Below are 14,483 nucleotides of genomic sequence, written 5' to 3'. Positions count from 1 at the left end.
AGCCCTTTTTTCTTATGACTGCGACAGAGCCAGGTTCATACAAAAATAGTGTCAATCTTCCCCAGACTAAGTTTGACATGCGCGCAAATGCCGTCAAACGGGAACCCGAATTGCAGAAGTTCTGGGCAGAACAGAAGATTTATGAACACCTGTCACAAGAAAATCCGGGTGAAGTGTTCATTCTGCATGACGGGCCGCCTTACGCCAATGGCGCGTTACACATCGGTCATGCGATGAATAAAATTCTCAAAGACACGATTAATAAATACCAATTGCTCAAAGGGCGAAAGGTTCGGTATGTTCCGGGCTGGGATTGTCATGGTTTACCGATCGAGTTAAAAGTCTTGCAAACCCTCAAGCCAGATGAGCGTCGAGCCTTGACGACGATCGAGCTACGCCACAAAGCGAGAGATTTCGCCCTTGCAACGGTCGAGCAACAGTCCAAGAGCTTTCAACGATATGGGGTTTGGGGAGATTGGGAGCATCCTTATCTGACCTTGAAGCCGGAATACGAAGCGGCTCAAATTGGTGTGTTTGGGCAAATGGTGCTGAAAGGCTATATCTATCGAGGATTGAAGCCCGTGCATTGGAGTCCAAGCTCTAAGACAGCTTTGGCTGAAGCGGAATTGGAATATCCAGAGGGTCATACTTCGCGCAGTTTGTATGCGGCGTTTGAAGTGTTGAACTTGTCGAAAGAATTGCAAATGCCCCTTGATCCATTTTTGGGTGAATTGGGTGTGGCGATCTGGACAACAACGCCTTGGACAATTCCAGGAAATTTGGGTGTGAGTGTCAATCCGGATTTGGTTTACGCAGTCGTTGAAGTTGGAGAGAATGCACCGGGAAGATTTAAGTATCTGATCGTGGCAAAGGATTTGGTCGATCGCTTGTCAGAAGTGCTTGGGACAACCTTAGAAGTCAAAGCAACGATGATGGGTCGATTGCTTGAGCATTGTACGTATCGGCATCCCTTGTACGATCGCGTCAGTGAAATCTTGATCGGAGGCGATTATGTCACAACGGAATCCGGAACAGGATTAGTTCATACGGCTCCAGGGCATGGTCAAGAAGACTATCAGGTTGGACAGCGCTATGGGTTGCCGATTCTTGCGCCTGTCGATGACAATGGCAACTTTACTGAAGAAGCCGGACAATTCAAAGGGCTGAATGTTCTGGGTGAAGGGAATACAGCCGTGATTGAGGCATTGCAAGAAGTCCGATCGCTCTTAAAAGAAGAACCCTACCAGCACAAATATCCTTACGATTGGCGCACCAAAAAGCCGACGATCTTCCGAGCGACTGAACAATGGTTTGCCTCTGTTGAAGGATTCCGCGATCAAGCCTTGAAGTCGATCGCAGAAGTGCAATGGATTCCGGCACAAGGCGAGAATCGCATCACATCGATGGTTGCTGAGCGATCGGATTGGTGTATTTCACGGCAGCGGAGCTGGGGCGTGCCGATTCCCGTGTTTTATGAGGAAGAGACGGGTGAGCCATTAATGAATGAAGAAACGATCGCGCATGTGCAGCAGATCGTTGCCGAAAAAGGCTCAGATGCTTGGTGGGAATTGTCGATCGAAGAACTGCTTCCCGAAAAATACCACGGGAAGAAGTATCGAAAAGGCACAGACACAATGGATGTCTGGTTTGATTCAGGGTCGTCTTGGGCATCGGTTGTAGAACAGCGATCGGAACTTCGTTATCCAGCTGATATCTATCTCGAAGGTTCAGATCAACATCGCGGCTGGTTCCAATCAAGCTTACTCACGAGTGTGGCAGTGCATGGTCATGCACCTTACAAAGCGGTGCTAACTCATGGGTTTACTTTGGATGAACAGGGACGGAAGCAAAGTAAATCGCTAGGCAACGTGGTTGATCCAATGGTGGTGATCGAAGGGGGTAAGAATCAGCAGCAAGAACCGCCTTATGGGGCTGATATTTTGCGATTGTGGGTGTCTTCGGTGGATTACACCAATGATGTGCCGATCGGGAAAAATATCTTGAAGCAAATGTCCGATGTGTATCGCAAGATCCGCAATACGGCTCGCTTTTTGCTTGGGAACTTGCATGACTTTGATCCTGCAAAAGATGCTGTTCCCTATGAGCAGCTACCAGAACTCGATCGATATATGTTGCATCGCGTCACTGAAGTCTTCGACGAGGTTCAAGATGCGTTTGAAACTTATCAATTTTTCCGCTTCTTCCAGACGATTCAAAACTTCTGTACGGTTGATTTATCGAACTTCTACTTAGACATTGCAAAAGATCGGCTGTATATCAGTTCGGTCAATGCTCAACGTCGCCGGAGTTGTCAGACTGTTTTGGCGATCGCGCTTGAGAATTTAGCCAAAGCGATCGCGCCTGTGCTCTCTCACATGGCAGAAGATATCTGGCAGTACTTGCCTTATTCCACTTCGCACAAATCGGTGTTTGCAGCGGGATGGGTGAAGCTAGAGGATCAATGGCGCAATCCAGAGCTAGCAAAACAGTGGGAGCAGTTGAGAGAACTGCGGGCAGAAGCGAACAAAGTTCTGGAACAAGCTCGCGCTGATAAAGCGATCGGGTCTTCACTCGAAGCTAAGCTTTTACTCTTTGTTGCGGATTCAGGTCTGCGGGCAAAACTGCAAGCTTTGAATCCTGCTAGTAGTTTGAGCGGCAATTGTGTGGATGAATTGCGCTATCTGTTCATCACCTCGCAAGTTGAACTGCTCGAATCTAGCGATCGCTTAACTGGTTCAAAGTATTGCTCTCAAACGGATACGCTTGGCATTGGCGTGATTGATGCTGAAGGGGAGAAATGCGATCGCTGTTGGAACTATTCGACACATGTGGGTGAATCAAAAGAGCATCCATTGTTATGTGAGCGATGCGTTCCTGCGATCGAAGGTCACTTTTAGCAAAGCCTCTGCGTAATACTCTCTCGCCTCAAATTGAACATTGAGGCGAGAGAAGCAATTTATCGTTTGGATGTTTGGGTTTCTTATCGCTTTTGAAAGACAACAGATAGATTATTGGCAGGCATCGGAAGGACTTTCAATAACTCTAAATTTTGAGTTTGAGCAGCATCAACTACATCCTCCAAATTTCTGACACCCCACTCTGGATTTTGTAGTTGCAAGCTGTCATCGAACAATTCATTACTAGGAGCGGTATGGATTCCGCTTTGTTTGTAGGGACCGTACAAATACAAAATTCCGCCGGGTGGAAGCAGTCGATTCGCACCTGCCATTAGCCCTAAACACGCTGCCCAAGGCGCAATGTGAATCATATTGATATTCACGATCGCTTGAATTGAGTCTTCAACATTCCAAACTGAATCACATGCGTCAATCTCGATCGGGGCAGCTAGATTCTCCGCAGGCTCAAACTCGCGCCACGCGGCGATACTGTCACGCGCGATCGCGCTTGGATCAGAAGGTTGCCATCGTCGAGGTGCTAAACGAGGTGCAAAGAATACCGCATGTTCTCCTGTGCCACTGGAAATTTCTAGGATTGTTCCTGCTGGAGGGAGCACTTCCAGTAAAACCTCTAGAATCGGTTCACGATTGCGTTGAGTGGCAGGAGCAAATTGACGATCGTGAGATGGATTCATTAGATATACCTTCTATTCATCGACTTAACGAGAGAAAATTGATTGAGCCATTGAAATTTTTAACTTATCCGGATTCACGCTTGACCCTAGCGGTAATAGTTATACCTCACTGCTCCACAAGCTGATCCATCTGTATACCCCCTTCCGACATAAATCAGATTGGCATTCCTACTCTTCTCACAATGCATTGATCTGAAATATTGCTGAAGGATTGTCGATCGCGGAACCAATCCCCAAACCTCCCGATTTACAAGTATCTTCCAATCTAAATCTGTTCGATGGAACTTGTCGAACTCGAAAATTTAACCTCTAAAGTCGCAAGGTTTTTTGTCGATCGACAGCTAGAAACGATATCCTGCTTAAGGCTGCACAACTCAGAACTCTAAAGAGTCTGAACAAGTCTAAAAAATGATCGTGATCTCAGTGGGCGAACCGAAATCGTATGAAACCGTATTTTGAATTGTTGGCTTTAGGTGTAGGAGCGTGGATGGCTATCGGCTCGGTGGATGCGGCAACCGCCAATCCCACCTCACCCCAAAATGAGCCAGAACCCGCCTCAAACTCGTCCGTCGCCGCTCAACCACAATCTCGTGTTCTGGTTGCGGCTCCCCCCAGTGTGGCAAAACCCTCAATTTTTAACCAATTCAAGCCAGAGAACAGTTCTCCAACGCTCACCCTCGCAGCATCGCGCGACTTAGAAGGCGATCCTACCCCTCCTTGGGTCATTGATCTCAAACCGAACGCGATCGCACAAACTCCCTCCGTCGTTGTCCCAACCAAACCCGTCACGACTAAGCCAAACCCCAAACCCAACCCAACCGCCCAAGCTCCAACAACTCCACGTCCTTCTGCACCCTTACCCCGACCAACGACCTCTACACCCACCCCCACTCCCACCCCTACTCCCCCACTCCCCACCTCCCCACCTCCCACCCCCGGCGCTTCTGCCCAAACCCTCCTCACCCCCTCCCCCAACCGTCTCCTCTTCCCCACCAAACCTGGAGAAGTCCAAGTCCGTTCCGTCCAACCGATTACCCTCCAACAAGCGCTAGACCTTGCAGAACGCAACAACCGCGATTTAGAAATCGCCCGTCTGCAAGTTGAACAAAGCCGTGCTGCCATTCGAGAAGCGCGTGCAGGAAACTTTCCCACACTTGCATTGACATCCAACCTCACTCGTTCTGGAAGTGCTTTCATCACTCAAGACACCCAACAAAATAGCTTTCTAGAGCAACTGGGCATCCAAAGTCAGAGCGGCAGCTCCACACGAACGGCGTTCGGTCTGGGCGCACAGCTAAACTACGACATTTTTACGTCAGGGTTACGTCCCGCTCAGATTGAAGCAGCAGAACGGCGATCGCGCACGGCTGAATTGCAATTGGAACAAACTCGCGAAGAACTGCGGCTGCAAGTTTCCAATGATTACTACAACTTGCAGAATGCAGACTCTCAAGTTGCGATTAACGAAGCAGCAGTCCGAAATGCAGAAGCTAACCTGCGAGACTCGAGAGCGCAAGAAACAGCCGGACTAGGAACTCGATTTGACACCTTGCGTGCAGAAGTTAACTTAGCCAATGCTCAGCAGCAACTTCGCAACTCCCAAGCGACCCAGGAGATCAATCGCCGACAACTGGCTCAGCGGCTCAGTTTATCTGAAACCGCGACGCTGACCGCGGCTGATCCAGTTCAGCCTGCAGGAACGTGGACGATTCCGTTGGAAGATAGCATCGTCTTGGCTTATAAAAATCGAGCAGAACTCGAAGAACAGCTTGTGCAGCGTGAAATTAGCCAAGCTCAAATTCGGGCTGCACGAGCGCAAAATGGAGTCACTCTTGGCTTTGTCGCCTCGTATGATTTCAGTCGCTCTGGAACCGTTGATACCGATGCTAACAATTCCGACAATTACAGCCTGGGGCTGCAAGCACGTTGGAATCTTTTTGATGGCGGGGCAACCAATGCTCAAATTAGCCAGCGAGAACGCGATCGCGAGATTGCCGAAGCCCGATTTGCTCAAAACCGCAATCAAATCCGCTTCCAAGTCGAGCAAGCTTTCGCGAACCTCCAAGCCAACTTTGCCAATATCAATACGACTCAGCAATCGGTCGCCCAGGCAGAAGAAGCGCTGAGATTGGCAATTTTGCGCTTCCAGGCTGGAGTCGGTACACAAACCGATCGAATTAGTGCTGAAGCAGCCCTGACTCAAGCTCAGGGAAACCGTGTTAGCGCCATCATCGGTTACAACCAAGCACTCGCCCAACTGCGACGTGCTGTGAGTAACATTCGCCCATAAGTGGCGCGATTTTCTAAATACCCGTCACAATAAAAGCTTGAGCCTTCTCGATCGCTATTGTCTCCCTAAATCGTCCCATGACTCACTCTCTACTTAATCTCTTCTGGATGCGTGCCTTAATGATTTCAGGGTTGGGCTGGCTCGTCGGACTCGGTGCGATCCGTTCTGTCCACGCTCAAGCCCCAACCGATCCTTTGCCTGCGGTCAAACCTGCTGCTCCTGCTGCGGTTGAGATTGCGCCACCCGTTCAAGTTGCCCCTGCGGTTGAAGTTGCCCCTGTGGAGGGGGATACGTTTATTGATAAAACCGACTATGACTTAGGTGCAACTGAACGATCGACTCCAACTCCGACCGTGATTGCGAAACCTCCAGCGTCGATCGTGTCTCCTCGGTATCGTGCGCCTGCTGAATCGGTGAGTATGGCTCCGGTTGAAGTGGGCGGCTTTAACTTGTCCGTCACGGGAATTAACTGGGCAGGAGCAGCACAATCCAACCCGATTGGCTCCGCTTACGGCACCGTTCAAAATTATTACAATCGCAGTGTTCGCCCGATCGGACGCATTGGGAACGGTGATCTCAGGTTAATTTTTCCGTTAGCGATTCCGGCTCCGATCACATCCATGTTTGGTTGGCGAGTTCATCCGATCACGGGCAATACGAGATTACACACAGGAACTGATATTGGAGCAGCATTGGGTACTCCTGTTTTAGCCGCGTTAACAGGTCGCGTCATTCTCTCTGATTTCTTTGGGGGCTATGGTTTATCGGTTGCGCTAGAACACAATGCAGGCGCACAACAGACACTCTATGCTCACTTATCAGAGATCTTTGTCAAACCGGGCGATATTGTGAAACAGGGTACGGTGATTGGGCGAGTGGGGAGTACAGGCAATTCGACTGGACCTCACTTGCACTTTGAGGTGCGCCAGCAGACGACTGAAGGTTGGGTGGCAATGGATGCAGGAGTCGTCTTAGAAACGGCGATGGCAGAATTAGTGAAATCGATGCAGGTGGCTCAAAAGCCTGTTCAGTCGAACCGTCAATAGGCGCATTTGCTAGCCCGACGTGGAATGGGGAGATGGGGAGACTAAATTCAGATTGCTCCCTATCTCCCCATCTTTCTATCTGATTGATTGCCGTGAACTACTCGGTGAAAAGAGATCTGCTCTACAGCATCGTTCATTCCCTCAACTCTCGAACATCGAAGAGTTGAGGTTGTCGCTGTAATTTCCGAACTCAAGGGATATGTCTTAAGCCTTCTCACGCTACACATGCCCCGAATTACTGAGGCTTCTGATACATTGAAAAGCCCTTGCCATAAATTCTAGAAGATTGTTTAATCGATTGAAATTGTGAACGTTTAGTGAACAAATCAACCGAACATTGTGTCCTGAATTTAAAGATGAGACCTGAATTTTGTAGAAGGCGATGAGAGGTAGGTCTGCAACTATAGCAATTGATTGTGAGTGTAAATATGTCTATCCGATTGTGTTTTAAAGTCGTACTCTTGTCCGCTGGATTGTGTCTGCTTTCTTCTACGGCATCTCTGAGTCATGCGACTCCGCTGCTGCTTGCTCAAGCTTCTCGACAAGCAACAGCATCAGCAGAATCAAAAGTTAATCAAGGATTACAACAAATTCAGCAAGGAAAATTGAATGAAGCGATCGCTTCATTTCGCGAAGCAGCTAAGCTCAATCCGCGTCTTGCTGCGGCTCACTATAATTTGGGGTTAGCATTACGTCAAGCTGGACAACTTCAGCCCTCAGCCGATGCGTTTCATCAAGCCACCAAAGCCGATCCAAATTTTGCACTAGCATTTGCAAATCTGGGTGCTGCGTTGCTAGAAGGCAATAATATCAAGCAAGCAAGAGACTACTTAGCAAGAGCGATCGAACTTGATCCGAAGTCGGGTGTGGCTCAGTATAATCTGGGCTTAGTTCTGATGCAGGAGAAGAACTATGATGCTGCAGTGCAAGCGTTTCAGAAATCAGCCAATCTAAGTTTGAATGCTCCGGAGCCTTTATTTCAGATCGGACAAGCCTATCAGCAGCAAGGAAAATTGAATGAAGCGATGTCTGCGTTTCAGCAAGCGATTCAGCGCAATCCGAACTATGTCGAAGCACACTATAGCTTAGGTTTAGTCTCTTACTATCAGGGTAAATTAGACCAAGCTTTGAATGGGTTTCGCAAAGCAACGCAGATTAATCCGAAGTTTGCAACGGGTTACTATGCCGCAGGTTTAGTATTTGTTCGGCAGAAGAATTTGCCTGAAGCTGAACGGGTGTTGCGATATGCCAGAGATCTCTTTTCTAGTCAAGGGAATACAGCTTGGGCGAAGAAGACAGAACAGCAGCTTGAGCAAGTGAAACGGATTGAACGCGGGGAGATGCGCCCACAATAGATACGCCCAAAGATGTGTGAGGAAAGTTTCGGTTTCTCCTCGACTAGGCTTAACTCGATACGTGAGCGATGCGTGGGCTGAGCGTAGTCGCAACTCAACCCCACGATTCACTCGATCGCGCTAAACAAATCGATGCTGAAATTCACAGATCAAATCGACTCGACCTTTGCGCAACATTGCCGGATCAAGCCGTTCCGTCGTATTGCAAGTCATCAGCACGACTAATTTTTGCTCTAGCTCAAAGTTACCAACGCTCACCACACTCTGATACAACGTTCCATCGAGCAAGCTCAAAATATGCTCTGTCTTATTACTCGCCTGAGCAATCTCCGTTGAGCGATCCTGTGCTAAGTTATCTGCCTCATTGATAATCAGACAAATCCGCTCTAGATAAGCAGGCGGCACAAAATTCTCGACTGCATCGTGATCCAAAATGAAAATCACGTAGCCTAATGGCACGAGAATTTCTTTCGCGATCGCTTGCGTCCAAGCAGTCTTTCCAGTTCCCGGATCACCATGCACTAAGACGGCGAGACGATCTTGCGTCATGACCGTTTGCTGCACCGCATCACTAAAGGCTTGAATCTCCTCTGGAAAGTCACGGGTACTAAACTGAGCATGAATTTGACCTACACGGTTCTGATACCCACTTAGCATCACTGCTAAGCCATAGGTCGCCTTTTGAATCAACGGAGCCATATTCTTCGCCATCAGCGTCCAGTACCGCCGACCGCGATCGACATAGTCAATTTGCAACCACACATCATGGCTTGACCAATAGGCATAAACGGTACTAACTACATCGAGACGTTCCCACTGATCAAATCGATCGGGTGGAAAGTAAAACCAGCGATCGAGATAGTTCTGAGTAATCAAATCTGGACGACCTAAGATTTCCAGCATTTTCCGAATTGCCGTTTCCTGCAATCGATTCAAAGCATAATCGATCGGAATGCTGCTACGGCTCACAACTTGCCGCATCGGAGTTTCTACACTCAAGCTATCGATATAGTGGTGATCCGGACAGGGTGGCTCAGGCGTGAGATAGTTCCAAACCTGATCTAGTTCTCCACGCGTATAAGACGAGCAAAGATTGATTACATTTGACCACCAAGCTTGATAGCTCCGTCCTAGAGAATCTGTAATCGTACTCACTGCACCCATCATGCGGCGATTCAGTTCATCCCCATCGTTCTGTACAAGGTGCAAAAAATAATTCCAGTCAAAATCTCGATTCAGCGGTCGCCATCCCGCTGCTAGTAAGTTTTGCCCTTGCTGTTGACTATGCTGAAATTGATTGTATTGATTGAAGTTGAAGTCTGACATAAGATTTCAGAACGATTTTAAATTGGGTTCGACCCAAGTAGAACGAGCAAGCGGTGAAAACAAACAATCGCGGCTGTAATATTCAAACAACACTGCCGGATCAGCGTAGTGATGAATGAGTTGATTGGCTAAGTTCAGTAAAGAATCATGAATATCAACATGATTGAGATCGGTTTGAATGAGGTGAATCCAAAATAACGTAATTGTTTCGTGATAGCCGCCAGTTGGAGTTGATTCAATCCCGTGTGCATGATTATAGCGTTGGATGCCAAAGCGGATTTTCTCTACTGCAGTGCGAGGAGATCGAATTAAATACCACAATGCAACGGTTAAATGTGCTGTATGTGTCCAGTGTTCTCTCGCTAAACGACAATCCTCAAACGCTCGAACCAATTCAGTAATTTCATTTTCTGACGTATACATGAGCAAACTACTGATATACTACATATATAATACAATTACTGTCAACGGGTTTCGGATACAATCCTGAAGTCTTTTAGTCATCAGTTGCAATGGTCAAACCTCGAATTTGGCGATCGACATTCATCGCGCTTCTATTTGTAATGAGTGCGATCGTTACGAATTGTGCCTCACAAAATACGACTCCAACAACTCCGGGGGTTCTAGTATATGCAGCCAGTGGGCAGCCGACCAATTTAGAACCTGGAAACATTACTGACGGAAATTCTCTGATTGTTCAGAATCAAATCTACAATCGCTTGATCCAATTCAAGCCCGGAACTGCGGACTTAGAGCCGAGTTTAGCAACATCTTGGAGCGCCTCAAAAGATGGTAAAACTTGGACATTCAAGCTGCGCAAAGGTGTGAAATTCCATGACGGCACCGAGTTTAATGCACAAGCAGTGAAGTTTAATGTCGATCGCTGGTGGGATAAAAAGAATCCGAATGGATTTCGCAATGCGGGCAAAAGCTACGAAATTTGGGGTCAGATTTTCGGGGGCTACAAAGGTGAACCTGATTCACTCGTTCAGGATGTCAAAGTGATCAATCCTTTGACGATTCAATTCGTTTTGAAACAGCCGTTTGCTGCTTTTCCAACAGCGATCGCATCTTCTTACTTTGGCATTGCGAGTCCAACCGCAATTCAGAAAGCAGGGGCAAACTATGGGACACCTGCAAGCGGAGCAATTGGAACCGGGGCATTTGTATTCAAGGGGTGGCAAAGTGGCGATCGCATTACGCTTGAGAAAAATCCGAACTATTGGAAGCCAAACTTACCTCAGTCAAATCAGCTTGTGATGCGGTTTGTAACGGATTCTGGCGCAAGACTTGCACAAGTTAGAGCAGGACAAGTTGATTTTACAGTTGAGCTAGCACCTGATCAAAAGCAAGAAATTGAGCAAGATCAGAATTTAGCAGTGATGAATCGTCCTTCGTTTAATGTCGGCTACTTAGCATTAAATCCGAGCTTTAAGCAGCTTTCTGATGTGCGAGTGCGACAAGCGATCGCACATGCCATTAACCGAGAAGCGCTGGTGCAAGCGTTTTGGAAAGGATCAGCCCAAACAACGCCGCATTTTCTTCCGCCGTCTCTGGATTGGGCAACGTCACCTAAGGTCAAAGGCTATGACTACAATCCTGACAAAGCAAAAGAGTTACTCAAACAAGCAGGATTTGCCAATGGCTTTGAAATCGACTTGTGGTACATGCCTGTAGCACGCCCTTATTTTCCCACACCAAAAGCGATCGCAGAAGCGTTTGCCGCCGACCTACAAGCCGTGGGAATTAAAGCAAATCTGAAAACAAAAGATTGGGCAGCTTATCTTGCCGATCGCAATAAAAAACCGGGCTATCCAATGTTTATGTTGGGTTGGACAGGAGATTATGGTGATCCAGATACATTTTACTATCCACACTTTGGCCCAGGTAGCACAACCGATTTAGGCAACTGGAAAAACGATCGAGTCATTCAACTGCTGAATCAAGCTCGATTGACAGGCGATCGGACTCGTCGTGCAAAACTTTATGCTGAAGTAGATGAAATTATTCAGCGCGAAGCGGTGCGATTATCGATCGTGCATTCTGATCCGTTATTAGTGCAGCGAAAATCGATCGCCGGATGGACACCTAGCCCATTAGGAACTGAGCCATTTGAAGCGATTCGCAAACAATAATTTTGGTACGAACCAAAACTGCCATCAGTCGAGGATTCGGGGCAACATAGACCCCGTATAAATTCCCACCTCAGCCATCAATGGAGTGTGATTCTAAGCTAAAATCTGAATGCGCACCTGTTTCATAGTCCGAAATCATGCTCTTAGAACTTTCAGGTCGAACGAAATATGCACTCTTAGCGATGTTGGAATTGGCTTCAGTCTATGAGACAGGGGAAACATTACAGATTCGACAGATTGCAGCATCACAGAATATTCCCGATCGCTATTTAGAGCAGTTACTCGCGACCCTAAGACGAGCTACTCTTATTTCGAGTGAGCGGGGCAAAAAAGGGGGATATTTTCTCTCTCGCCATCCTCGCAGAATCACAATTTTGGAGATTGTGAACTGTATGGAAGGAGAAGAACCTGCAACGTCTGCTGAAGGTAGTTCTGAATCTGCTGCAATGCAAGCAATCACTGGCTTTTGGCAAAAGGTTAAACAAGCAGCTGATGAGGTTTTAGAAACTCATTCCTTACAAGATCTGCTAGAGCAGCGCAATCATTTTCAGCAGCCGATTACAATGTATTACATCTAAACGGCTGCCTTCAGTTGATAGAGTGTCTATTTCAAAAATCGATTTCAATCGATCGTTGAAACCGTAGTTAGAAACATCAGCCTCAGTCCAGGTGCAAAATCGGGCGTCAGAACTTGTGTCTGACATGCCTGTAACAGCCTATGCAACAGAGGTTTACAAAGCACACTTATTTATTCACTTAACTCAATCAGACTCACCCTCTAGTTCGTAGTCGATCGTACTGAAATCTTAGGTCAAGTCTCAGCTAATGAATAGAGAAAACATTAGATGTTTTCTTGTGTTTTCTCACGTCTGACCTATCTCTACGTTTGCCCTACTCTCTAGAAACTTAAGCATGAGTACTACCACCAGTAACCCTCCTATCTCGAATGAAGTTGCCTTACGAATCGCTCTAGCTGCTAGAGTTTTGCCTGAAATTTCGCTCACTGAGTTGATTGAAGCACTCCAAGATAATGTTGGAGAAGTTTTGAATGAAGCAGCACTCAGCCGCATTACAGTTACGAACTTAAAAACTGCTTTTGGACAGACTTATGATCTAGATGGTGAAGAAGAAGGCGAAGATGCCAATGCAGGCGACATTGCTGCGCTCAAAGAAGCGGTTCGGATTCTCTGGGGTGCAAAAGATGAAGCTGAGGCACTTCCGACGATCGAGCCTTATCAAGATGGTGAAATGCCACACTCTGTTCGGATTGCAGTTGCTTCTAACAATCGCGAACTGCTTGATGGTCACTTCGGATCTTGTTTGCGGTACTTGGTCTACCAACTTTCTGCTACAACGCTTAAATTAATTGATATTCGCTCAGCACTCGAAGCTGATCTATCCGACGATCGCAATGGATTTCGCATCAATCTGATTCGAGATTGCCATGTCGTGTATATCGTCTCCATCGGTGGCCCTGCTGCTGCCAAGGTTGTGCAAGCTGGTATTTATCCAATGAAACTAATCGAAGGGGGTGAAGCAAGAGCGATTCTGACTGATCTGCAAACTGTCATTGCGACGGCTCCACCGCCTTGGATGGCTAAAGTTTTAGGCATTGCAGAAGGTGATCGCGTCAAGAATTACAAAGCCATAGAAGCAAGTTAAGACTTCTGGCGCCTTTTTCTGTCAAGTTCAACATTCTTTAGGTTTTGAAGTCTCTCGCGCTCATACACTATGAGAGAACACATTCAACCTAAAGCCTGTAATGCATCCGCGTGTTATCTGTCTCGGCGAAATTCTCTTCGATCGCATTTCCAACCAGCCAGGACTCCCCCTCGAAGCAGTCACCACTTGGACAGATTATCCGGGTGGTGCTCCTGCCAATGTCGCCTGTGCCTTAACTAAACTTGGCACACCCAGCGCATTCGTTGGAGCCGTTGGAGATGATGACTTAGGTCGATCGCTGACCGAGTTACTCAATACGCTCAAAGTCGATACGAGCGGTGTGCAAATCTATCCCGCTCCAACTCGGACAGTCCTGGTGTTGCGATCACAAACCAACGATCGTAGTTTCGTCGCGTTCGGCGAGAACCGCGATACAAGCGAATTTGCAGATACACAACTTCAAGGCAATCTCATTCCGGTCGAATTGTTTCAACATGCAGATTATCTGGTGCTTGGAACTTTATTGATGGCTTATCCGCGCAGTCGAGTCGCGATCGAGCGGGCTTTACAACTTGCCGAACAGTTTTTTGTCAAAGTCGTCTTAGATGTCAATTGGCGACCTGTGTTTTGGAAAGACCAGAACATTGCACCTGCACTGATTCATGACTTAATCAAGCGGGCAGATTTTCTCAAAATGGCAGAAGAAGAAGCTGCATGGTTATTTGATACAACTGATCCGGGTGTGATTGCCCATCGCGTCGAATCCCTAGAAGGCGTGCTAGTAACCGCAGGCGAAAAAGGATGTAGCTACTGCCTCAATCAGCGAGAAGGAAAGATTCCAGCTTTCTCGATCGACGTTGAAGACACAACAGGCGCAGGCGATAGCTTCTTAGCTGGATTTGTACATCAACTTTGCCAGCACCAACTGTCTGAAATTAACCATGATGCAGAACATATTGTCAAATATGCCAGTGCTGCGGGTGCGTTAACGACCTTAAAAGCAGGCGCGATCGCCGCTCAACCGACCGGGGCAGAAGTCGATGCTTTCTTATTTTTAGATCAACAGGCGAGCTAAGT

General features: G+C 47.4%; 11 protein-coding genes. 8 read left to right on the top strand and 3 right to left on the bottom strand.

Features of this window, described 5'->3' with window-relative positions; genetic code table 11:
* The first annotated feature begins 14 nt into the window (after window positions 1–14).
* Window positions 15–2,897, top strand: coding sequence for an isoleucine--tRNA ligase (gene ileS, locus OU814_RS26665; RefSeq protein ID WP_268242658.1), 2,883 nt, complete (start codon window positions 15–17; stop codon window positions 2,895–2,897).
* Window positions 2,898–2,980: 83 nt separating this feature from the next.
* Here the strand turns inward: ileS and OU814_RS26660 are convergent, their stop codons facing one another.
* Window positions 2,981–3,592, bottom strand: coding sequence for a DUF938 domain-containing protein (locus OU814_RS26660; protein WP_268242657.1), 612 nt, complete (start codon window positions 3,590–3,592; stop codon window positions 2,981–2,983).
* A 487-nt stretch (window positions 3,593–4,079) separates the two neighbouring features.
* Here OU814_RS26660 and OU814_RS26655 point away from each other — a divergent pair, with 487 nt between their 5' ends.
* The 3 genes from OU814_RS26655 to OU814_RS26645 all read left to right on the top strand — a co-directional run bounded on the left by OU814_RS26655 (window position 4,080) and on the right by OU814_RS26645 (window position 8,283).
* Window positions 4,080–5,882, top strand: a complete 1,803-nt coding sequence (locus OU814_RS26655) for a TolC family protein (protein ID WP_268242656.1) — start codon at window positions 4,080–4,082, stop codon at window positions 5,880–5,882.
* Between the two features lie 77 nt (window positions 5,883–5,959).
* Window positions 5,960–6,928 carry a M23 family metallopeptidase gene (locus OU814_RS26650; protein ID WP_268242655.1) on the top strand — a complete coding sequence of 323 codons (969 nt, stop codon included), beginning with the start codon at window positions 5,960–5,962 and terminating at the stop codon, window positions 6,926–6,928.
* Between the two features lie 428 nt (window positions 6,929–7,356).
* Complete coding sequence (locus OU814_RS26645) at window positions 7,357–8,283, top strand: tetratricopeptide repeat protein (RefSeq protein ID WP_268242654.1); 927 nt, start codon at window positions 7,357–7,359, stop codon at window positions 8,281–8,283.
* 120 nt (window positions 8,284–8,403) lie between these two features.
* Here the strand turns inward: OU814_RS26645 and OU814_RS26640 are convergent, their stop codons facing one another.
* Together OU814_RS26640 and OU814_RS26635 are read right to left on the bottom strand one after the other, a co-directional pair.
* Window positions 8,404–9,609 carry an AAA family ATPase gene (locus tag OU814_RS26640; protein WP_268242653.1) on the bottom strand — a complete coding sequence of 402 codons (1,206 nt, stop codon included), beginning with the start codon at window positions 9,607–9,609 and terminating at the stop codon, window positions 8,404–8,406.
* Between the two features lie 6 nt (window positions 9,610–9,615).
* Window positions 9,616–10,032, bottom strand: a complete 417-nt coding sequence (locus OU814_RS26635; RefSeq protein ID WP_268242652.1) for a hypothetical protein — start codon at window positions 10,030–10,032, stop codon at window positions 9,616–9,618.
* An 89-nt stretch (window positions 10,033–10,121) separates the two neighbouring features.
* Here OU814_RS26635 and OU814_RS26630 point away from each other — a divergent pair, with 89 nt between their 5' ends.
* The 4 genes from OU814_RS26630 to OU814_RS26615 all read left to right on the top strand — a co-directional run bounded on the left by OU814_RS26630 (window position 10,122) and on the right by OU814_RS26615 (window position 14,481).
* Window positions 10,122–11,744, top strand: a complete 1,623-nt coding sequence (locus tag OU814_RS26630; RefSeq protein ID WP_268242651.1) for an ABC transporter substrate-binding protein — start codon at window positions 10,122–10,124, stop codon at window positions 11,742–11,744.
* 137 nt (window positions 11,745–11,881) lie between these two features.
* On the top strand, window positions 11,882–12,322 hold the full coding sequence (locus OU814_RS26625; RefSeq protein WP_017288978.1) for an RrF2 family transcriptional regulator: 441 nt from the start codon (window positions 11,882–11,884) through the stop codon (window positions 12,320–12,322).
* Between the two features lie 334 nt (window positions 12,323–12,656).
* Complete coding sequence (locus OU814_RS26620; protein WP_268242650.1) at window positions 12,657–13,406, top strand: dinitrogenase iron-molybdenum cofactor biosynthesis protein; 750 nt, start codon at window positions 12,657–12,659, stop codon at window positions 13,404–13,406.
* Window positions 13,407–13,506: 100 nt separating this feature from the next.
* Complete coding sequence (locus OU814_RS26615; RefSeq protein ID WP_268242649.1) at window positions 13,507–14,481, top strand: carbohydrate kinase family protein; 975 nt, start codon at window positions 13,507–13,509, stop codon at window positions 14,479–14,481.
* Window positions 14,482–14,483: the final 2 nt, after the last annotated feature.

The organism is Leptolyngbya sp. GGD, assembly GCF_026735145.1.
Taxonomy (GTDB): Bacteria; Cyanobacteriota; Cyanobacteriia; order Leptolyngbyales; family Leptolyngbyaceae; genus Leptolyngbya; species Leptolyngbya boryana.
This window is presented reverse-complemented; position numbering and strand designations above follow the sequence as displayed.

Excerpts from the sequence above, each read along its gene's own strand:
- ileS (WP_268242658.1), top strand. The coding sequence starts at position 15 with ATGACTGCGACAGAGCCAGGTTCATACAAAAATAGTGTCAATCTTCCC.
- OU814_RS26630 (WP_268242651.1), top strand. The coding sequence starts at position 10,122 with ATGGTCAAACCTCGAATTTGGCGATCGACATTCATCGCGCTTCTATTT.
- OU814_RS26650 (WP_268242655.1), top strand. The coding sequence starts at position 5,960 with ATGACTCACTCTCTACTTAATCTCTTCTGGATGCGTGCCTTAATGATT.
- OU814_RS26635 (WP_268242652.1), bottom strand. The coding sequence starts at position 10,032 with ATGTATACGTCAGAAAATGAAATTACTGAATTGGTTCGAGCGTTTGAG.
- OU814_RS26620 (WP_268242650.1), top strand. The coding sequence starts at position 12,657 with ATGAGTACTACCACCAGTAACCCTCCTATCTCGAATGAAGTTGCCTTA.
- OU814_RS26660 (WP_268242657.1), bottom strand. The coding sequence starts at position 3,592 with ATGAATCCATCTCACGATCGTCAATTTGCTCCTGCCACTCAACGCAAT.
- OU814_RS26640 (WP_268242653.1), bottom strand. The coding sequence starts at position 9,609 with ATGTCAGACTTCAACTTCAATCAATACAATCAATTTCAGCATAGTCAA.
- OU814_RS26625 (WP_017288978.1), top strand. The coding sequence starts at position 11,882 with ATGCTCTTAGAACTTTCAGGTCGAACGAAATATGCACTCTTAGCGATG.
- OU814_RS26615 (WP_268242649.1), top strand. The coding sequence starts at position 13,507 with ATGCATCCGCGTGTTATCTGTCTCGGCGAAATTCTCTTCGATCGCATT.
- OU814_RS26645 (WP_268242654.1), top strand. The coding sequence starts at position 7,357 with ATGTCTATCCGATTGTGTTTTAAAGTCGTACTCTTGTCCGCTGGATTG.
- OU814_RS26655 (WP_268242656.1), top strand. The coding sequence starts at position 4,080 with ATGGCTATCGGCTCGGTGGATGCGGCAACCGCCAATCCCACCTCACCC.